The 20,413-nt window shown below is 50.2% G+C and carries 20 protein-coding genes; 16 read left to right on the forward strand and 4 right to left on the reverse strand.

Going from position 1 to position 20,413, the window contains the following annotated elements:
* The 14 genes from PXG97_RS21135 to PXG97_RS21200 all read left to right on the forward strand — a co-directional run.
* On the forward strand, positions 1–188 hold a 188-nt coding region (locus tag PXG97_RS21135), incomplete at its 5' end, for a hypothetical protein (protein ID WP_276499841.1).
* 17 nt (positions 189–205) lie between these two features.
* Positions 206–1,201 (forward strand): TraJ family protein, encoded by a 996-nt coding sequence (locus tag PXG97_RS21140; protein ID WP_276499842.1) that lies wholly within the window; start codon positions 206–208, stop codon positions 1,199–1,201.
* A 15-nt stretch (positions 1,202–1,216) separates the two neighbouring features.
* Complete coding sequence (gene traK, locus PXG97_RS21145) at positions 1,217–1,825, forward strand: conjugative transposon protein TraK (protein ID WP_276499843.1); 609 nt, start codon at positions 1,217–1,219, stop codon at positions 1,823–1,825.
* Positions 1,803–2,162 carry a hypothetical protein gene (locus PXG97_RS21150; protein WP_276499844.1) on the forward strand — a complete coding sequence of 120 codons (360 nt, stop codon included), beginning with the start codon at positions 1,803–1,805 and terminating at the stop codon, positions 2,160–2,162. The genes traK and PXG97_RS21150 overlap by 23 nt, the downstream gene beginning before the upstream one ends.
* Entirely contained in the window at positions 2,143–3,312 is a 1,170-nt protein-coding gene (gene traM, locus PXG97_RS21155) for a conjugative transposon protein TraM (protein WP_276499845.1), read from the forward strand. Before PXG97_RS21150 ends, traM begins: the two co-directional genes overlap by 20 nt.
* Position 3,313: 1 nt before the next feature.
* Entirely contained in the window at positions 3,314–4,096 is a 783-nt protein-coding gene (gene traN, locus PXG97_RS21160; RefSeq protein ID WP_276499846.1) for a conjugative transposon protein TraN, read from the forward strand.
* Between the two features lie 78 nt (positions 4,097–4,174).
* Complete coding sequence (locus tag PXG97_RS21165; protein WP_276499847.1) at positions 4,175–6,145, forward strand: type IV secretory system conjugative DNA transfer family protein; 1,971 nt, start codon at positions 4,175–4,177, stop codon at positions 6,143–6,145.
* A gap of 35 nt (positions 6,146–6,180) precedes the next feature.
* The gene (locus PXG97_RS21170) at positions 6,181–6,786 is read left to right on the forward strand and encodes a DUF4099 domain-containing protein (RefSeq protein ID WP_276499848.1); all 606 of its coding nucleotides are present in this window, start codon (positions 6,181–6,183) and stop codon (positions 6,784–6,786) included.
* Between the two features lie 4 nt (positions 6,787–6,790).
* Entirely contained in the window at positions 6,791–7,885 is a 1,095-nt protein-coding gene (locus PXG97_RS21175; RefSeq protein WP_276499849.1) for a toprim domain-containing protein, read from the forward strand.
* 113 nt (positions 7,886–7,998) lie between these two features.
* Positions 7,999–8,442 carry a beta-barrel fold lipoprotein gene (locus tag PXG97_RS21180; protein ID WP_276499850.1) on the forward strand — a complete coding sequence of 148 codons (444 nt, stop codon included), beginning with the start codon at positions 7,999–8,001 and terminating at the stop codon, positions 8,440–8,442.
* Positions 8,443–8,446: 4 nt separating this feature from the next.
* Complete coding sequence (locus PXG97_RS21185; RefSeq protein WP_276499851.1) at positions 8,447–8,776, forward strand: hypothetical protein; 330 nt, start codon at positions 8,447–8,449, stop codon at positions 8,774–8,776.
* A 681-nt stretch (positions 8,777–9,457) separates the two neighbouring features.
* Complete coding sequence (locus PXG97_RS21190; protein WP_276499852.1) at positions 9,458–9,703, forward strand: hypothetical protein; 246 nt, start codon at positions 9,458–9,460, stop codon at positions 9,701–9,703.
* 350 nt (positions 9,704–10,053) lie between these two features.
* Positions 10,054–10,992, forward strand: a complete 939-nt coding sequence (locus tag PXG97_RS21195) for an ArdC family protein (RefSeq protein ID WP_276499853.1) — start codon at positions 10,054–10,056, stop codon at positions 10,990–10,992.
* A gap of 1,199 nt (positions 10,993–12,191) precedes the next feature.
* Complete coding sequence (locus PXG97_RS21200; protein WP_276499854.1) at positions 12,192–12,389, forward strand: hypothetical protein; 198 nt, start codon at positions 12,192–12,194, stop codon at positions 12,387–12,389.
* Between the two features lie 84 nt (positions 12,390–12,473).
* Here the strand turns inward: PXG97_RS21200 and PXG97_RS21205 are convergent, their stop codons facing one another.
* Positions 12,474–16,376, reverse strand: a complete 3,903-nt coding sequence (locus PXG97_RS21205; protein ID WP_276499855.1) for an AsmA family protein — start codon at positions 16,374–16,376, stop codon at positions 12,474–12,476.
* A gap of 601 nt (positions 16,377–16,977) precedes the next feature.
* On the reverse strand, positions 16,978–18,282 hold the full coding sequence (gene nhaA / locus PXG97_RS21210) for a Na+/H+ antiporter NhaA (RefSeq protein ID WP_276499856.1): 1,305 nt from the start codon (positions 18,280–18,282) through the stop codon (positions 16,978–16,980).
* A 414-nt stretch (positions 18,283–18,696) separates the two neighbouring features.
* Between nhaA and PXG97_RS21215 the strand changes: the two genes are divergently transcribed.
* On the forward strand, positions 18,697–18,897 hold the full coding sequence (locus PXG97_RS21215; RefSeq protein ID WP_276499857.1) for a hypothetical protein: 201 nt from the start codon (positions 18,697–18,699) through the stop codon (positions 18,895–18,897).
* 15 nt (positions 18,898–18,912) lie between these two features.
* Here the strand turns inward: PXG97_RS21215 and PXG97_RS21220 are convergent, their stop codons facing one another.
* Together PXG97_RS21220 and PXG97_RS21225 are read right to left on the reverse strand one after the other, a co-directional pair.
* A complete protein-coding gene (locus PXG97_RS21220) occupies positions 18,913–19,266 on the reverse strand; it encodes a hypothetical protein (protein WP_276499858.1) in 354 nt (117 codons plus the stop codon).
* 10 nt (positions 19,267–19,276) lie between these two features.
* Positions 19,277–19,705, reverse strand: a complete 429-nt coding sequence (locus PXG97_RS21225; RefSeq protein ID WP_276499859.1) for a hypothetical protein — start codon at positions 19,703–19,705, stop codon at positions 19,277–19,279.
* Between the two features lie 329 nt (positions 19,706–20,034).
* Between PXG97_RS21225 and PXG97_RS21230 the strand changes: the two genes are divergently transcribed.
* A complete protein-coding gene (locus PXG97_RS21230) occupies positions 20,035–20,394 on the forward strand; it encodes a hypothetical protein (RefSeq protein WP_276499860.1) in 360 nt (119 codons plus the stop codon).
* Positions 20,395–20,413: the final 19 nt, after the last annotated feature.

Raw genomic sequence — 20,413 nt, forward strand, 5'->3', positions numbered from 1 at the left:
TGATCCTGAAGCTAAGGCAGGCGCGCGAGCGCATTGCAGCCGATGTGGAGATTACGCGCGAAGCCTATGAGGATGATGCTGTAAAAGGCGAAGCCTTCCGCGGCTACCTCAAGGACCTTGCTGAGCTCCGGGGCTACTACAGGCGCTTGATTGCACTTTTCAACGTGAGCAGGAACCTTGCAAACTAACACTAACCACGATCTGCATGAGAGAACTGATTGATAAAGCAATATTTGACCTGTTTGAGGGGCTCTTTCTGAACATTCAGGATTTGGCAGGTGAGTTTCTGGCAGACGCGCAGGCATTGGCTGCTATTTCCATGTTGCTATACTTTGCAGTCGAGGCTTACAAAATGATGGTAGGTGATGAACAGCTGCGCTATATGGCACTTTTTCGCCCTTTTGTTCTATCAATGGTAATTGTCTTATGGGGTGGGTTTGTGGACGTGCTGAACTTCCCGCTTACGGTTGTCAATGACAGCGCCAGGGCTATGTATGAGGGGCAGATAGACCAGGTGGAAGACTTGCACCGGGAACGCCTGGGACTAGTTGACAGTGTGGCCAAAAAGCTGTCGGACTCCAGTGCGGAGTTTGAGCAGATACAGTCGGAGACTCAGGACAGTGACTGGATGGAAACGATGGGTATTGACCTGGAGCCGATGTTTAACAAAATGAAGGGGTACTACCTGATGCTCATGGCTAAGATAAATTTTACCATGCTTCGGGTGGTGGAGTATGTGGTCATACTCATCTTTCAGGTTTGCACCTACATTGTGTTCTTCCTTCAGATAATCTTTGCCGGCATACTCGTGATACTAGGGCCCTTCGCCTTCGCCATGAGCGTGCTACCCGGATTCAGGGACTCCTACCTTACGTGGATCGGGCGCTACATTTCGGTAGGGCTGTACTCCACCATCGCCTACATCGTGATGTCAATATCCTTTGTGCTCATCAAGTACGGGCTGATGAAGGAGATAGACATACTCAAGGCCGTGATGGCAAATGAAGACATGTTCATCGCCTATGTTTCATACCCATCAGGCAACATAAGCTTTTACATCGTCTCGCTCATCATAGGAGCACTGGCCATGCTCACCATACCTGCCATCTCCACCTGGATCATTAACACGGGTGGCGTAGGGCAGGCGCTTGGCTCCATGGCCGAAGGCGCAGGGAAAGCCGTGCGCAGGATGTCTCGCTAAATAAACACTAACGCTATGATCAACAACATCGAGAAGAAAATGAAGCTGGCTTTTGCGGTCAGTGCGGGAAGCTTTCTCGCGTCCATTGCCTTAGCAGTCGTGGTATGCCTGTTTGCTTACCGGCTGGTGAGTGAGCAACGAAAGAACATTTATGTGCTGGATCATAACGTGCCGGTGCTGGTGCGCCAGGCAGAGTACGGCACTAACCGTGAGGTCGAGTATAAGGCGCACGTGAACATGTTTCACCTGCTGTTCTTTACGCTGCCCCCTGATGACGCCTACATTCAGTCCAATATCTCAAAGGCCATGTACCTGATCGATGACACAGGGCTGGCCCAGTACAATAACCTGAAGGAGAAAGGCTATTACAACTCCATCCTGGCTTCGTCTGCCCTGCTCACTATAAAGACCGACAGCATCACCGTGGATGAGAACAGGCACTTCCGCTACTACGCAAAGCAGCGCATCGAGCGCAACAGCTCTATTGTGACAAGGGCACTGGTGACCGAAGGCGACCTGCAGGAGGTTCCCCGCACTGACAACAACCCTCATGGGCTTATTATCAAGAACTGGAAGACGGTGCTAAACAAAGACCTGGCATATGAGGAGAAGAATAAATTTTAAACATCTGCGCAGGTGGCTGGCCAGAAAGGCCCGGCAATATCCAAAGGCTGCCATAGGTGCCATGTTCGCAAGCATGTGCTGTGGTTTAGGCTGGCTGCTGGCCTCAGAGCCTGACACAGTGCGTGCCGAGCCTACCCATGCCATCAGCAGGCTCTACGCTAAGGCTAGCACACCAGAGCGCCAACGCCCCCTGATGGCCGATATGTTTGCCCTTGTGCACCTGTATACTTCAGTGAGCGCCATCGAGCCTGATAGCCTCACCGCAGCCGACAGCACACTCCTGAAAGGTATCGACGAACAGTTAAACAGCATCATCCATGAGAAAGATAGACTTTAAGAAAGGGCGCTATGTCATTCCAGCCATCGCGCTACCGTTTCTGTGCATACTTAACTACCTCTACCTGGACACATTCCCGGCTAACGCAAAGCCTACAGAGGCAGAGGCAATCGCGGCTCAGGACACCACTAGCCTTAATACTTCGCTGCCTATGGCTAATCTGGATAAGCGGGGTGTGAAAGACAAGTTCTCCGCTGCCAGGGAAGCACACAAGTATAGAACCGACTACTCGGCCATAAGAGAGCTAGGCGATGGCTTCACGCAGGAAGAGGAGTATGGATCTGTGTATACCGAAGAAGAGCAGCGGTTGCTGGATAGCCTTAACAACATGATTCTGACCGATGAGCCCGCGCCTGGTTTCATGGAGCGTGTAAACCAGAGACAGACCCGCAGCTCCTATGCCGCGGCGCCAGGGCTAACCCAAAGCAGGAGGGTATCGACTGGCCACGAGAGTGGCTATGCACGTGAAATGCGGATGTTCAAAGAACAAATGGCCTACATCGATAGCTTGAGCAGAGCAGGGGAGGAGCCTGCTGGCACTCCACACAAAAGGGCTGAGCGTGTAGCTGAGTCTACCAAGGAGCCTGAGCCAGAACCGATGCCAGTAAGGAAAACCCTGAATCCAAACACAGCATATTTTAACACGATTGGCGGCAATTCAGATGAGCAGTTTATTAAAGCTATGCTGGACGAGGGGCTGAAAGTGAGGGATGGTGGCAGAATTAGGATAAGGTTGCTTGATGACATCTATGTTGGCGGCCGAGAGGTCACCGAGGGCAGTTACCTCTATGGCCTGGTGTCTGGTTTCGGGGCGCAGCGGGTGGAGATCACCATCAGTTCTATACTTATGGGTGATGAGATCATACCGGTTAACCTGAGCATCTACGATAACGACGGTATCAAAGGGCTATACGTGCCAGACTCACAGTTTAGGGCATTCACAAAAGAGCTGGCAGGTCGCGCAGCCTCAGGGCAGCGCATGAACTTTGGAGGAGATGCCGAAAATTCTGCCGAAATGCTGTACGCCATGATGGACCGCATGACGCAGACCGCCTCACAGGCAGCAGGCAGAGCCATCAAGAAGAATAAGGCCAAGCTCAAATACAACACAGTCGTGTACCTGATAGACAACCAAGCCAAACAAAGATAATATGGGAAAGCTAACGATCATTTTAAGCCTAATGCTGGCATCAGTGGCCTGCTTCGCTCAGGAACCGCAGCTGGTGCATGTGAATAAGAACATCTCCACGCACTTTGTAAGCCCTGAACCGATCACCTACGTCGACATATCAACCGATGACGTGGCCGGAGATCTTCCGGTGGGCAATATCCTGCGCATCAAGCCCAAGAAAGACAAGCCCGCCCTGGGTATTGTGACCATCGTAGGAGAGCGCTTTATGGTGCAGTATAGGCTGGACTACAGCAGCCCGGAAAAAGCCGATACGCAGGTTCGTATAGACCCAACGCAGCGCGATGAATACCTAAACCCGGACGTTCCCATGAGCAGATCGGAGATGCAGCGCATTTCGCTCAGGGCCATCGAGCAGAAACCGCGCAGGCGCGCCTTCAACCGCAGCAATAAAGTAGACCTCAGACTAAATAACATCTATACTATGGGTGATTTCTACTTTGTGGACGTGTCTATGAAAAACCGCTCGGACATACCCTACGACATAGACCAGTTTCGCTTCAAGATTGAGGATAAGAAGGTGCTGAAGGCTACCAACTTTCAGCAGCTGGAGGTGGAGCCGGTGTTTATGCTCTATGACACCGATAGTTTTAAACGCAACTACCGGAACGTGTTTGTCTTTAGGCGCTTCACCTTCCCAGATGAAAAGGTCTTTAACGTGGAGGTAGCCGAAGAGCAGGTGTCCGGGCGCACGATTTCTTTGAAGGTGGACTATAAAGACGTGTTGGCGGCAGACACTTTGTAAGCACGCCAGCACAGCCACCATCAGGACAAAACTGTCTAGATGGTGCTAATCAAACTTTAAGCATACAGGAGCACAACCATGGAGGAGTCAAGCGATATCAAAAAACTGTACACCTTTCTGCAGGGGGTGGTCTATATTTCCATTTTCGCAGAGTTCACCGTGTTTGTGTTTGCCGATGCTTACTTTATAGCGGCGCTTCAGCCCGTGGTTGAGAGGCTGGCACGCATGCCGATTTATAAAAGCCTGTTCTATTCGAAGGGCTTCACGCTGCTGCTGATCCTGATTGTCAGCATTGGTACCAAAGGACAGAAAAACCCGAACCATAGCAGGACCAGGCACATACTGGCACCGCTGTGCATAGGACTTCTGCTGTTTATGGCCGGCTCCTGGTATTGCCTCCAGTATGCCAGCAGTGCCGTGTTGCTACAAGGCATCACGCTATCTGATGGCCTGTATATGGCTTGCTCGTTAGTTGGTGCTGTGCTTGTTCATGTGGCGCTCGATAATGTCTCTAAGCACATGCAGAGCAGCCTGCTGAAGGACAAATTCAATGTAGAGAACGAGTCGTTTGAGCAGCCTCGGGCATTGGTAGAAACGGAGTACTCGGTAAACATTCCCATGCGCTTCTACCATAAGAATAAAGTGCATAAGGGGTGGATCAACATCGTGAATCCATTCCGGGCTACGGTGCTGATCGGCACTCCCGGATCCGGCAAGTCCTTCTCCGTGGTCAACCCATTCATAAAGCAGATGCTGGCTAAGGGTTTCTCAATGGCTCTTTACGACTTTAAGTTTCCGGACCTGGGCAAGCTGGCTTACTACCACTTTCTGGTGAACAAAAAGAAAGGGGTTTTGCGGCAGCACAGGTTCCATGTCATCAACTTTAACAGCGTAGCCCACAGCAGGAGGCTCAACCCGCTCAAGCCTGCCTACCTGCCTACTTTGGCCGATGCCATCGAAACGGCTGAGGCGCTTCTGCAGGCGCTTACTAAAAACGATAAAGAGATAGGCGCAGCACAGTTCTTTACGCAGTCTGCCGTTAACTTTCTAGCCAGCTGCATATTCTTCCTGAGCCGATACAAAAGCGGCCGTTACTCCACCTTTCCGCACGTAATGGCGTTTCTGAACCTTGGCTATGATGAGATATTCGACTTGCTGTTTCAGGAGCCGCAGCTGGTTAGCCTTTTATCTCCCTTTCGTTCTGCATATAAAAATAAAGCCTTTGACCAGCTGGAGGGGCAGATAGGTACATTGAAGATCAACATCGGCAGGCTGGCCACTAAGGAAACGTTTTGGGTGCTGTCTGGTGATGACCTCGATCTGAAGATAACTTCTCCGGAGAATCCTGCTGTGCTGGTCATTGCAAACGATCCCTCCACCCAAAGCATCAACAGCGCCTGCAATGCGCTTATACTTAACCGCCTTACCAAGTTGATAAACTCCAAAGGGAACCTGCCCTGTGGCCTGATCATAGACGAGTCACCCACGCTTTATGTGCACAAGGTGGAGAACCTGATAGCCACAGCCAGGAGCAACAAGATAGCCGTGCTGCTGGGCCTGCAGGATATACCACAGCTCCGGCAGCAATACGGAAGGGAGGCAGCAGACACAATATGCTCTGTGGCCGCAAACGTGCTCTCTGGTGCTGTCAGGAACAAAGAAACGCTGGACTGGCTGGAAAAGATCTTCGGGCGCGTCAGGCAGCAGAAACAAGGCCTGAGCATAGACCGCAACAGAACGTCCATAAGCCTGAACGAGGAGATGGGCTCACTCATTCCGGCATCAAAGATAGCCAACCTAAGGGCAGGAGAGATGGTGGGGCAGGTAGCCTCTGACCACACGGCCTTTGATGGCAAGCACGTGAGCAGTGCCTACAACTGCAAGGTAGACCTAGATCTTACTGCGATAAGCGAGGAGGAGTCTAAATACCTGGACACACCGGTGTTCTACAGGTTTGGTTCAGATGACGAGCGTAACGCCGTGCTGGAGCAGAATTTCAACAGGATAAACCAAGACATTGCCTCACTCATAGCAGAGCTTCAGCTGTAGCGTGAGCATGATTTTAACATATACATCTATAGCCTATGAACATCGACATCAAAGAACTGCCATACGCTCAGTTTGAGAAGCTAGGCCTTGGCAAGAAAGAAGTACTAACCATGAAGCCGGAAGATCTGGCACGCCTGCTTTCGGGAAACAGGACAGGCTTGCAGCGCCTTCAGGTAGGTGAGTTTGACATAAAGGCAAAGCTTTCCCTGCAACGCAACCCGGATGGTTCACTGGCTGTGTATGTGCACCCAGTGCGGGGGCAGGTGAAGAATGACCTGAGACTCTCTGATCAGGAGGTCGATCGGCTGAAGCAGGGCAGGGTGCTGATGCGCGAATACGCAGGCAGGGATGGGAAGAACGAGCACTACTACTTTCAGCTTGATCGAGAGACTAACGAAATACTTCGGGCTCGTGCAAAGGAGCTGGTTGTTCCAAGCGCCATAAAAGACGTGGTATTGAGCCATGACCAGAAAGAGCTGCTGCGCCAGGGCAGGGCTATAGAACTGGAGAGCCGCAGGGGTGGACTGTTACGAGCACGTATCGACTTAAATCAGCCGAGTGGTATAATCTCCATACCTGCAAGTGGCCAAGCGATTCAAACTACACCGGAGCAACGGAAGCATTCAGGACCTAAGCGCTGATACGATGGAGGGGAAACCAACTTTTAAGGAGTTTAGAGAAAAGGTGCCCATTATTCAGGTTGCTGAGTCACTCGGGTACAAGGTAGACCTGAGAAAAGGCAAAAGGCGATTAGAGTACAAGCACCCAGATGGAGACACTGTCATTATCAGCAATCCGAACAACAGTGCAAGGCAACTGTACTTTAACCGTGATGGTAGTATAGATCGCGGCTCTGTCATTGATTTTGTAGCCAACAGGCTAACGCGGTTTAATGAGCACTACCAATCAGTGACTGAAGGTGTCAACAAGGTGCTTTCCCGCTTCGCCAACGAGCCGCAGACCTTTAAGCCATCTTTCCCTACGCCAAAGCCCAAGGCCTTCTCACAGAGCCGCTATGAGTCTCTACCGTTGACTGTGGGCAAGCTGCACTACCTGACCAAAGCCCGGGGATTGTACAGGGAAACCGTAAAGCTGTTCATGCCATACATCCGGCTTGTGAAGGACTCCCAGAAAGAGCCGGCTAAGGCGTACGCAAACATTGCCTTTCCTCTCACTAAGCCAGGCTCAACAGCCATAGTGGGCTATGATCTGCGAAACTATGGTTTTAAAAGTGTGGCGGCAGGCAGTGACAGACAGCAGGGTTCCTGGATTGCAGACTTTGCAGGAGACCCAGCACGAACCCGTAACGTGTTCTTTGGAGAAAACCCCATCGATGTGATGAGCTTCTACCAGCTGCACAAGCACAGGATCGACATTAACAGCTCTGTGTTCATTGCTTTCGGCGGGGGCATAGCCAAGGCTCAACTCCAGCTGGCACTGCGGCACTGGCCACAGGCGGCAAAGCACAGCCTTTTCGACAATGACTACCAGGGCAAGGTGTATGACATCTTACTGGCCACCGCTATGTCTGGCAAGGAGTACTCTTTCAAAAAAGGAAACGACTCTTTGCTGTTTAAAGTAAACGGCAAGAGCTTTGAGCTGGCCACCGACAGGCTTAGCCTGAGCGCATTTGAGCGGCAGGCAGGTGTTCGCTCTGGCCTGCACGTGCACAAGGCCAAAGGAGTAAAGGACTTCAATGATCTGCTTACCCCTGAAGTAAAAAAAAGGGTGCTAAGTTAAATTATGCCTGAGCACAACTAGCTGATATTCGATGTTTGGCATTTTATACCACACATGAGAGTACAATTACAACAAGAACCCGATACCTTTAAAAACACCTAAACCTATACCCTATGAAAAGATTCTATTCACTCGCCGCTTACGCGCTATGTGCGCTGCTTATGACCTCCTGCTCTGACTCAGGCAGCGACGAGCCGACACCAGAGGAGGCGACATTTCGGGTAGACCTGCAGCAGACGGGGGATTATGAGAAGTTCACGAAGATTGTAACCATAAGCGGAGGCGAGTTTAAAAGCACCGGCACCAATGAGCCTATGCCTACCATTCTATACAATGAGGAGCTGGCAGATGGCAGTGTCTCCTATGAGGCCGATGACGTGCGTGAGCTCAAGGTACACAGCACGATCGGCTTTTCCCCAGTGGAGGATGCGCCTGCATCGATGGCCATGAAGATTACCGTTTACCAAAATGGCGAGGTTCTAGATGAAAACACCTATACTTATACGCAAGACTCCGATGCTGTAAATAAGGAGTTGACCTATAAGGCTAACCAATAAAACTATGGTTGAGATATTTCACAGGACTCCTTATTCGTCAAGCGTGACGTTTGAGGAGGAAGCCAAGATTGATAAAAAGGACTATCAGCTGGTGGCTAGAATGAACGTCGGTACGGTAGGCGACGCATGGAACCTGTCGCAGAACGGTATAAGGGAGTGGATTAGGATTAAGGAAGTAGAGCCGCTAGTTGACGTTCCCAGCTGTAGATCCACAAGCATAAGCGATGTGTTCGCGCTCAATGGCAAACTGCACCTGGTCATGATGGACGGGTACAAAAGCATTGAATGGGGAGACGTGGCTGATTTTACGGAGGCGTTCAAGCGGAAGATATAGGCAGCCCTCCCTGGCATGCCTTGCCCCACCGTCCAGCACACCGGCAAATGCTGCTCATTTCCCGGAGAGCTTCCCGGCGCTCTCAAGTCAGGCGCCAACGCGCACGCTCTGAAAGCAGGCGCAAAAGGTTTAGGCAAGACTAATTCATCAACCTCATTTATGCCATTATAGTAATGAACCTAATGAGTCAATCTAAAATGGAGGCTCCTCGTCAAGACTATGGCTAGCAGCATCACCTGAAGGGTACGGCAGATCACTATGCTGCGGGTTCATTTCACGCTCGTACTCTGTTGGGTCTAGCTTATACTTCTCCTGGTACTTCTTCCAAGACTCACTGTGCATAGAGCTGAGCCACTCGTGACACTCCTTCATCCTGGCGCTGCTGGGGTAACCTCCGGCTCTGGAAGGGCTATAGAGGCATTGTAAATAGTAATTGCATTCCTGTAGCTGTACATTAGCTCATACCAGCACTTGATGCTTTCCGGGGCTCCGGCAGTAAAAGCTTCCTGCCTTTAGCGCCGCTCCTGGTCTGGGTTTTCCGTTATGATCATAACATGTAGAGTTTATTAACAAAAGGGGAAAGAAAGCACCCCTATATCTTTGTATAGCAAAGCTACATTAATAAGTTATATATGTTGCACATGTAAAACATATAATATAGGTTTGCGTAAATAATCTGAAATGACTGCGAAGAAACAAGCCAAATACGTAACCCCTTACAAGTACGCTCAGCTATGCGGCGTATCTACTACTGCTATAAACAACCGCATTAAAAACGGTCAGCTGGAGGTTGAAGAAATAGAGAACCCTATAGACGGCTCCGTGAAGCGATATGTAAACACAGAGAAGTACCCGGTAGCGCAGACCATCATAGAAATCCGCACTTATTCCATCGAAACAAAAAGATGGCAGAAGAATGAAGGATAATTTTTTCTCGTTATGTTGTATATATGAAACATAGTGCATTTTATAGTCGTATATTATAATAAAAGAGGCAACCAACCGTGCCTTTTTATTTAACTCGCATGTTGTATATATAAAACATATAGCAATGGACGCAAGCAAAGTACAAGAGCTTATATGGGATGCAATTTTAACTCTGAGGAACGCAAATTTAATGACCAACAAAGAGGCCGTGAGTATTTGCCTGGTGCGTTTCACCTGGACAGAGGCGAGAGCAAAGACCAAACTTAAAGAACTGCAGGAACGGTATACAGCAGCAAACCAGACAGCACTAAATTTTTAATCATTTACATCTCCCACAAACTTTTACAGCTATGAACGCATATCAGAAATTTCATCAGTTAGCAGAGCAGGTGACAAACGAAGTAATTGAGCAGCTGGAGCAAGGGAAGGTGCTCTGGCAGAAGCCATGGACCTCTTTTGGCCTTCCTAAAAACTACAGTTCCGGCAGGCCTTACGAAGGTTTCAACGCCTTCTATCTGCACTACATCACGGAGAAAAACAACTACACAGCACCCTGCTTCCTCACCTTCCGGCAGGCGCAGGAGTTGGGCGGGTACGTGAAGAAAGGAGAGAAGGGCACGAAAATCATTTATTGGAAGCTCTACCAGGACAAAGCTGGAAAGAAGGAAGGTGAAGAGGCAGAAGAAGAAATGAGCACGGCTGAAAGAAAGTTTGTTCCCATGCTCTGGACAGTATTTAACATCGATCAGGTGGAGGGCATTGACTTTGTACTGCCAGCCGGATTTGAGCGAACAGAGTTACAGGTCCTGGAGGCGTGTCAGCGTGTGGTGGAGGGCTACCCTGAGCCACGCCCGTATATCGGGCATGGTGGTTCACAGGCCTATTATGTGCCAGCCAGTGACAGGGTACAGTTACCGGAGCTGAGCAGTTTTGTTTCCTCCCAGGCCTATCACGCTACACTGTTTCATGAACTGATTCACTCCACAGGCCACCCTAATAGGCTCAACCGCTTCAGCGAGGAAGAGAGGGCTAGCCACTTCGGGGATGAGAACTACAGCAAAGAGGAGCTGATAGCCGAGATGGGCGCCAGCTTCCTCAGCGCCTTCACAGGTATTAAGGAAGAGGTACTCAAAAATTCTGTGGCGTACCTACAGGGTTGGGTCAGCAAGCTTAAGGATGACAAGACCATGATATTCTACGCCGGTACAAGAGCCTTCAAAGCTGCCAGTTACATTCTGGATCTGAAAGCGGAGACAGCCAAAAGCTTTCAGCCCATCATGGCTGCTTAAAGGAAGAAGGGCCGCCGTGTTCTCACGGCAGCCCTGTCTACTGACTATAAACAATAAGGCATGAGTTTAGCAGGAACAAAGAAATACCAAACTGCTTCCGTGAAAACATCTGGATGTGATGCTGCTCTATCTCTCTACTTTGATGTTACAAAAAACCGCTTTTGTGCCTCGTATTTTAGTGATGGCCCTAGCAGCTTTTACTGTCACTCTGTACCCAAAGCAAGTCAGGAACAGAACAGTACGAGCACTAGTCAAAATACATAGCCGCACAGGAAGCTATCTGACACAGGCTCAAAGGATAAAAAAGCAGCCTATTAAAGGCAAAATTTTGTTGAAAACCGAAAAGTATCCTTTTCAAATAGAAAGTTAGGATGAGAAGAAGCACACAGGTTGTGCTGTTTATCATAAAAGGTGTTATGGAACAAGGATAGGCAGTTGTGCTGATTTATCAATTAAGGAGACCCATGCGCCTCATGCTTCCTTGCCAGGCATGCGCGAAGAAGCGCTTTTACAAGCGCGCTCGTGCCTAATGTATCATTGCTGTAGGTAGTACATATTTGCCAGAGGTATAGTCCGGGTGATTAGCTGGGAATCTGAACCGTTGCTGTATGATCAAACCCATAGGAAGAATGCATAAACGTCGTGCAGACTGCAGAATGTTGTACGAGCCCCGAAGTGGGAGCTTCTCAACGAAGGCGTAACATAAAGACGCGTTTGGCATAAATAAAAGCAAAAGTAAGGTCTCGATTTGTTCGACACTTATTTTTAGGAAAGGGACGCTTAACGCGTCCCTTTCTGTTTTTAGCCCTCCCATAGAGTCTGAGTTGTTGCGGTATGATTAAAACAGACAGGCGGCGTGCCAGTAATAAAAAAGCTCAATCTCTAATTTTTATTCTTGAGATAGCTTTTAATGTGTTTGTGCGTTAGCCCCTTCACTAAATAGCCTTGGGTTTAAATCTTGACAAGAACGTCAACTAAACTTGAAGTAATCCCGGAAGTCTTCATTGCTGGCAGGATGTTTTTTTGGATGAGGTTAAAGGGCAGTTGACGTAGGAGTATGAGGATAAATTTCTTTACGAAAGCTCATAATGGGTGGCTCGATAGTAGTAACCGTAAAAGGCTCACAACTTGCTGTTTAGGTATACACAGCAAGGTAGGTCCTCGCTTATGGCCCTTCAGCAATCCATAAAACTCTTGCCATGAGAAAAGACCAGGAAACTGACACCACATTTGTTCGACTACCAAAAGAGATTATTGACAAGTTAGCAAAACCTTTCGAGCACTTCCTGCACACCGGCGCAACTAGCTCTGCTGTTCTTCTTTTGGCCTCCGTGTTTTCGGCGGTGACGGGCCTTGCCCTCTTGAGGTGGTGGCCGGCGCATGAGACGCGGCCTTGATTTTTCTGAACCTGACAAAGTAAATACCGACTGTGTGGGTAAAGTAGGTTATAATCTGATGCCCATAAAAACGAAAGCGCCTGACTACAAGTCAATAAACCTTGAGACGATGCGGTACACCAGTTTTGTCATCAGGCTGTGGGTAACACCATCCAGTATGGCTTGGCTCACGTGGAAAGAAACTGACCGCTGGGGATCTCGCACCTCTTCCACCTCACCCTCCCGGAATTTCCCCCAGGTGGAGGGGTTGTTGGTTTTTATGATAAGTGAGTTTACTAAACGGCTTTCTACCTTCAGCAAAAAGCTAGGATTCTCCGGGTCATGCTTGTTCAGGAGCTCAACCTTTAGGTTGCTGTAGGGGAAATGCACCTGGCCTGTGGCAAACCGGCTGGTGGATGCTATCGAAAACGAAGCAGTGTCTATCCGGCCGCTCTTTACCCGGATAAACATTAGGTTCTCCAACAATGGATTCAAAGCTGTTAAGTCCATGGGTTGCAGTGTGCCTTCGTAAGTGTAGCGGTCTTCCGGGTGGTCCATCTGAAACTGGAAGCGGGCCTGCAGGATGCTGGCCCCCATAAAAAGCGCACTGGCGTTTACAGTAACCATGTTGTTGCGGCGGATGAGGGCCGTATCGTTGGTGACGTTGTAAAGCTCCATCCGGATGTTTTCCAGCAGGAGATTTCCCGGTTTCACACCGTTCATTGCAACGACTGTATTAACCAGCCGGTTTTTCTCCACCAGGATAGTATCCAGCCTGACATAAAGCCCCGCTTCGCGAAGCGCCCGTTGCATTGTCGGAGGCCTTCGCGATGGGTCGATGCCTAAGCGGTTGTCGCGGTAAATATCTACGACGGGGTTTCGGATCAGCATCCTATGTGCTACAATATCCTGTCTGTTGAACAGCGCCCGCAGACTGATCCCCTGCATCTCCATACCCGGCACTGCCATGTCAATACGGTCATGGGCATATTTGAAAAGCATTGCATACGCTTCTTTGCTGTAAAGCGGCCGAAGACGGATGCTGTCTGCTGAGAGCGTACTGTTTTGCATCGACGCCCTTATTTCCTTCACCTCCAACGCATAGAGGCTATCGGGCGTGAAAAAGGTATAGCCCTGCACGCGTAGGCCAATGTCGTCTGCATCGAAAATATCCAGCGGGTCGGTTGCCTCCAGCGACACGAGCCGGAGCTGGTCTATCGCCAGCGCTACATGCGCCAACGTCTGGCTTATGCGGATATTATCTTCCAGTATGTTAAAATAAAACGTACCGTCCTCCACCTCCAGGCGCCCCACCCGCAGTGTTGTAACCATGTCGCTGAGCGGTTGCACCGCGCCGGCGGCAGCTATCGTATCCTGCCCTGCAGGTGTTTTGCCGTTATCAGGTAGCACATTGTGGTCCTGCAGTATCGTTACCCTGGGCTCTGAGAGCAGCAGCATACTCATGTGGTATTGCCCGGTGGCATAGGCATGGATCAGGTTGAAGCCGGTTATAAGGGACCTTCCAGCGGATATGTCGATCAGGTTCCGGCTTGCCAGATCCGGGTGTTCCGCTTTCAGGCGCTCGTTCACTTCCTTGTCTGCATTTACGGTGAACGTGCGGGCGACAATCTCCTGCGTTCTGCTGGAATAGTGCACGCTATCCAGCCGGAAGACGTATAGGCTGTCGGTGGAGCGGTAGGTATAGTTCTTTGCCAGCAGGGTCAATTCCTGCATCGGGAGCGCTTCGCCCAGATTCGCAAGCTTGGCAGGCGTTAGCTGAAAACCTGATACCGTACCTGTCACGTGTTCCAGCATATGCGTGCGCATCACCGGTTCCAACTTTTCGTTAAAGGTGAAGGAGCCGTCCTCCAGCCGGATGGTGTTCACGGAAATGATCTCCAGTAGATTGAAGATCCTATCCCCTGCTTTCTTTTGTCTCGGCGTTGCTGCAGCCACCGTCCGATCCAGCAGCATGGCCACGTCCGGCTTCAGGAGCAGCACCTGGTCTACTTCCAGGCGCCCCGTATTAAGAGCCTCTACCAAATCCACACCTGTTATGCGTAAGGTGGAGGCCGACAGGTCGAAGAGGTTGCGGCTGGCGTTAGCGAAGGTCTTCTGCCGGTCGTTTTCCCTGCTGCTGGAGATCACTTCTACCGTGCGGGCACTGAACTCCTTCTCACGGGTGGAGTAGCGCAGGCTGGAAAGGGCAAAGGTGTAGGTATTGCCGGGTACCCGGTAGCGGTACTTTTTAGCCGTCACCACCAGGTCCTGCAGCGGCAGTTTTAGATCCGGATTGAAAATAAAAGCTGAATCTACCACCAGGCCAGTGGCCGTAACGGAGGCGTGCTCCAGCTGCTGCATGAGCTGAATCGTATTGGTTTTGCTGTGCTGCGAGAGAGAGGCATCCGTTATGCTGATCTTCCCTACTTCCAGCCTGTTGACCAAAACGGAGAGCTGGCGGTACAACTCCTGTAGACCCGGCCCGGTATCCTGCACTTTTACCAGCCGATCAGTGCGTATAGCAATGACAGGATGTTCAGCGGTGATACTGCCTACGGCAAGCCGGGAGGTCTGGAGTGCCTGCAGCAGGTCCAAATCACGCAGGAGCAGGCGTGGCAAACTAACATCGTACATTGCGCGCTTCGCCTTGTTCTGTTTTTTCAGGCTATCGTTCTTGCTCCAGTCGCCGGTCAGGTGCAGGGCTTCAGCCTGCAGGGTTCTATCACGGGTAGATAGCTTGATGCTTCCTGTTTTCAAAGTGTAAGGACTGTGGCGGGGGGTGTAGGTATAGGTCTCTGCCGCTATACTGATGGCTGCTGTAAAGGCTTTTTCTTTCGGCGTGAAAAGGGTGGCGGAGTCGAGCTGCAGCGCCTGCAGGTGCAGGTCTGCCTGTTCCAGGCGGTGAATTGTATGCACAACTCCATTTTTCTGTCGGTAGCTGTAGGCGCCGTCGGTCAGGCGCAGCTCCTTTACGCCAATTTCCCGCAGGTATGGCGACAGGCTGGCGTAGAGGTTGGCCAGACCAGGTAATGAAGCGGTATCGGGTACCGTGAGATCTTCGATTACTTGCAGGGCAGGGTGTTTCAACAGCAACCGGTCAATTTGCAGCTGCTTTGTGCGCCAGGCCGCAGCCACATCCAGGCCACGCATGTAGAGCAAGGGCGTGCTGAACTGGAAAACGAGGTGATAGGCTTGGTTTTTGGGGAGCGCCGCGTTAGCCCGGAGGTCCGGCCGCACGGCTATGTTCTGTAGTCTCAGCAACCGCTGCCCCGAGGAGTAGGAAAGCCGCCCCACCCGGATGGCATAGACGCTGTCAGGAGATTGGTAAGTATAATTTCGGAGGTCGAGTTTAACCGCATCTGCCTGGAGCATACGAGCGATATCCTCCTGTGCCTGTAAGTCCAGCCGCAGGTCCTGCACCTGTAGCGAGAGCTGCGGTATTTCGTGCTGCGGCCTGCTTTGCTGCCCCAGCATCCGGTAACGGTAACTGGCATCTTGTAAGGCGAGCCTCTGGATATACACAGCTTTCATGGAACCTCTACTCTTTCCGCCCCGCTCGTTTGCCTTCTCCACCGACTCATCCAGCAGCTGCGTGATCACCGGGCGTTCTGCCACGACAGAGACTATACGTAAGCGCTTTCTAAAAAGTAAGTCCAGCAGCTTTATACTTATCAGCTTCAGTTTTGGGCTTTGCACGTCTAGAAGCGTGCGACTGGCCTGCCATGTGTTCTTTTGCCGCCGGTGCACGGTGGTGTCAGGGTAGAAGTGCAGCCCCTGCAGCGTGATGCTGCGCGTGCGCAGGTGCAATTGCAAATCTTCAAAGCTGACCTGGTAAAGTCCGTCTGTCTGCTCGGTCACCTGCTGTTTGAGATACCGCTCCACCAGCGGCTCTGCAAAACAGTACAGGAGCACCAGCATCATTAGGAAAAAGCCAGCTATCCCGAGAAGCACAATGCCAGCAGTTTTAAGGGCTCTCGGGCCGAAGCCGGCTCTATCTAACTGGGACATCGAAAATGTGCTTTAAAAAAACTAGGCAAAGGTATATTTGCATAATACGCATAATTAGTTTTACGAATAGGATGAATTCTAGTAATATTAAACTTGAAGATGTAAAGGCGCTGTACTCTCCAAAACGACCAGCTTTATCTGTAGAGAATCAATCAGACAACACATGCGCATAAGCTAAATGCAGCTGCACGAGCTAACAGGCAAGAATTAGTTTAAAGGAGTAAGGAAGTGGTATGTTCCCGGCATGGCACGAGCTATACAATATCCTGTAATGAATGGGCTCAGCTTGTCAAGGGGAGAATAATAAGGGCCTGCAGGGTTAGGGTTGCAGGCCCTTATTATTGATGATTAGCGCATGAGGGTGCGAAGGGAGTGCGCGTAGCGCTGCAGTGTAGATCTGACAGGAATCGGAGGAAGAAATTTTAGCTTGCCTAGAAAGGTCGTACGGATGTCGGGAACAGGGAGAAACCAGCAGAGGGCATAGTAGCTGAGGATAATAAGCTGTACCACGAGGACTACGGCAGAGTTCGGCAATCTGAACATGGCCTTTTTTACGTGGCAGTGAGGTCTGGCCTTCTTGCGCAAAGGTGCACAGTTTACACTATTCAGCACTTCTAAGGGTCAAAACCCCAAGCGTGCCTGAAACGACGGATGCCAAGAGTATGCCGTATTTCGCCTGTTCAATCATATGTGGGTCTCCGAACGCCAGGGCGGCAATAAAAAGGGACATGGTAAAGCCCACACCGGCTACAAAAGCAATGCCCACAATATGCCTCCACGTAACTGCCTCAGGAAGGGGTGCCACCCTGAACTTTACCAGCGCCCAGGTAAATAACAGGATTCCAACCAGCTTTCCCAATACCAAGCCTGCAAACACCCCTATGCTGATGGGATGTAAAAGATCGGAAAAGAAAGTTGAACCGATGGCGACACCGGCGTTAGCAAGGGCAAAGAGGGGAATAACCAAAAAAGTGACCCAAGGGTGTAGGGCGATTTCTATTTTCTGTAAAGGCGTCTGCGCTTCGGCACTCTTATTTTTTACTTTCTCAATTACCTGATGCTGCTTTTGGGTCATCAGAGGGCCCTGGTTCGGAATCTCCTCATCAAACTCTGCCACCAGTACTTCCAGACTAGCGGAATAAGCCGACTCATCTATCTTCGTCCGTGCCGGGATAGCGAACGCTACCAGCACCCCTGCAATGGTGGCGTGCACGCCGGAGAGCAAAAAGGCAAGCCACACTCCTCCAATGCCGATCAAAGCATAAAACAGCGTGTTGCGGACTCCGGCACGGTTCGCTACCCAGAGAATGCTTAACAAAGCAAACCCGTAAGCAAGACTTTCAAAAGACAAATTTGAGCTATAAAAAAAGGCTATAACCAGTACAGCCCCCAAATCATCTATAGTGGCCAGAGCAACCAGGAAAACCTTTGCGGAAACAGGTACTTTTTTGCCTGCAAGGGACATGAGTGCCAACGCAAAGACAATATCAGTTGCCATGGGAATGCCCCACCCACTCAAGGAAGTTCGGCCTATATTGATCATAAAGTAGATGAGTGCCGGAAAGATCATGCCTCCCAGGGCGGCAGCCATCGGCAACAGCGCTTTCTTGAAAGAAGACAACTCGCCAGCAATAATTTCACGCTTGAGCTCCAGCCCCACCACAAAGAAGAACATGGCCATAAGCCCGTCATTTACCCAATGGTGAAGCGAATAGGTTAAAAGGTAACCTGTTAAACCTATGGTAAACTCTGTTTCCCATAGGTGATGGTAAGCCTCACTCCAAGGCGAATTCGCCCATAGAATAGCAACAAGCACTGCTAACATCAAAACCGCACCTCCAGAGTTTTCATAGTGCAGAAACTTATTAATAGGCTCTATGGAGCGGTCAAGTATTGTTTTCTTCATCGTGTGGATCTTTCTCCTTCGCCGTGTCTGCAACTAGAAGCAAAGCGCTCGTATAGAAAATCTGGATTCTACTAGCGATATTAACGCCAAAGCGGGCTGCCTTTTGCTTTTACGTGATAAATGTAGGCAATGCGCATAGAACAGGAAGGGAAACAGAGGACGTATTTATCTATCTGGAAAGTCGTTTTCCAAACAAAAATAAGTTTTGTACAAATACATAATGTGTGCGACCACAACATAGGTTCATTTAGCATCTTCTACTGAGAGGGCAGAGGCCTAATGCAGTCAGCGAGCATATTTGCTTGGGGGCTGTTCAGGCGAGGCCTCTATACTTCGAGCTACAACACTTCAGAAGTATAGTGTACTACTTACGGCTGGAGACGTATACTTATGTTTCAGATAACTTATTATCCTATGGAAGAAGACCAGCTCAATGAACTCAAACATAAGGCTCTTGCGGCCGCTCACGCGTACTGGAAAGAGTACGTTTCCCATAAAGGAGATCAAGACAGCATGCTCACATGGGTACGGAACGACGTTACCGGCGAAATGCTGTGCCTCACCAAAGGAGCTTATACCAACGAGCTATCAAGCTTTATCAGCAAATTACACTAAGCTGCGTGCCGCTACCTATTGACTCTTTCCAATGTTTATCTGATTGGCCTCTACCACCACACGCAGTGGGGGCTGCTGGGGCTGTGTGGCATCTATTGTCACGCCATAGGCAGAAACGGGCACAAAAGCCCTGATCTTCGCCTCCTGCGCCGCCAGCTCTTTGGTCAGCTCTTTGCACTCGGCGGTGTTCCTGTCGGCACTGTCCTTGTTCTCAGCAAAGCGCCTGAGCGAGTCGAAATTCAGATGTTGCTCTTCGGCCAGGGCAGACTCTGCGGCCTGCGCCCTCCTGCGTACGTTGCACGTCTCTTTAATCTTCTCCCTAAGCTCCAGGATCCTTTCCAGGCAATAGTAAAACTGGTCTTGTGTCATTATAAATTAGTTACGTAAGGTTAGACATAACGGGGCTGTATTGCAGCACCAGGTCTTCGATGGTGATCAGCCGCACGCCCTGCACCAGCATGGTCCTGATTCCGGCCACAATAACTGACTCCACGGAGGCATCCAGTATCAGGTAGTGCTCTTCCATGGAGCCCTGTTCCTCAAACATGACGGCATAGAACCGGTGGCCCTCCTCCTGGCTGTGCAGCTGTATGGAGCCGCCCAGGATAACCCCGTCAGTCACTAACTGTACAGCCGTACCGTTGGTGAAGCTGATGTGGTAGGCATTGTTCTTCTCCGTTCGTCTGTTGATCAGTATCAGGTCTTGGTTATCCTCAAAACGAATCAACTCAGCCGGGCTGGGCTCTCTACCAATAAGATGGGCAAAGTAGGCTGCACAGTCGCTGTAGTTAGTATAGGCATTTTTCATAGTTGACGTTGTTAGTAGCGGGACGAATAAAAGCGGGCAGCCAATCAGCTGGTCGGGTTTGGCCATCGGGCCGGTTGGGTGTTATGGCTCTATAACAAAAGTATAACCTGTAATAGTTTAGAAATCAGCGGCTTATTTCGATAGACATAAGAGTGCTGCACCTTATTGTTGGCTCAGAAAGAGTATGCATCTAAACTTCAAATGTGCCCTAACATGCCCGCAAAGAACATTATCAAACATAAATAACTTATTATCAATTAATTACAATTATTATGCTTATCCACTCGTATAACTAAGCAGGATAATAGAATAAACCTTTTCCTGCCAATATGAAAAACAAGACCCTATGTATTACGCTGCTCACCGGGATGCTGGCCTTAGCCTCCGCCCAGACTTTCGCCCAGACTTCTCAGGCCAAGCAGGAGAGCAAAACCGAACAGCAGAAAGCTAAAGCAGACAAACAGCGCCTTGATGACGCCTCTGAGCTGAGAAAAGATACCAAGGCTGACGCACGGGTTGCCAAGGCAAACGCCAAAGAAGCCAAGCGCATCGACAAGGAGGCTGCCTATGCGGCCAAACAGGCCAAACGCTCCGCCAGAATGGAGGCGAAGGCACAAAGGAACCGCACCGAGGCTGACAAACAAGCCCAAAAGGCAGCCAAAGCATCAGAGAAGTCAGCTAATAACTAAGTTACCAACGACCTGTTCT

The organism is Pontibacter litorisediminis (assembly GCF_029360645.1).
Lineage (GTDB): Bacteria > Bacteroidota > Bacteroidia > Cytophagales > Hymenobacteraceae > Pontibacter > Pontibacter litorisediminis.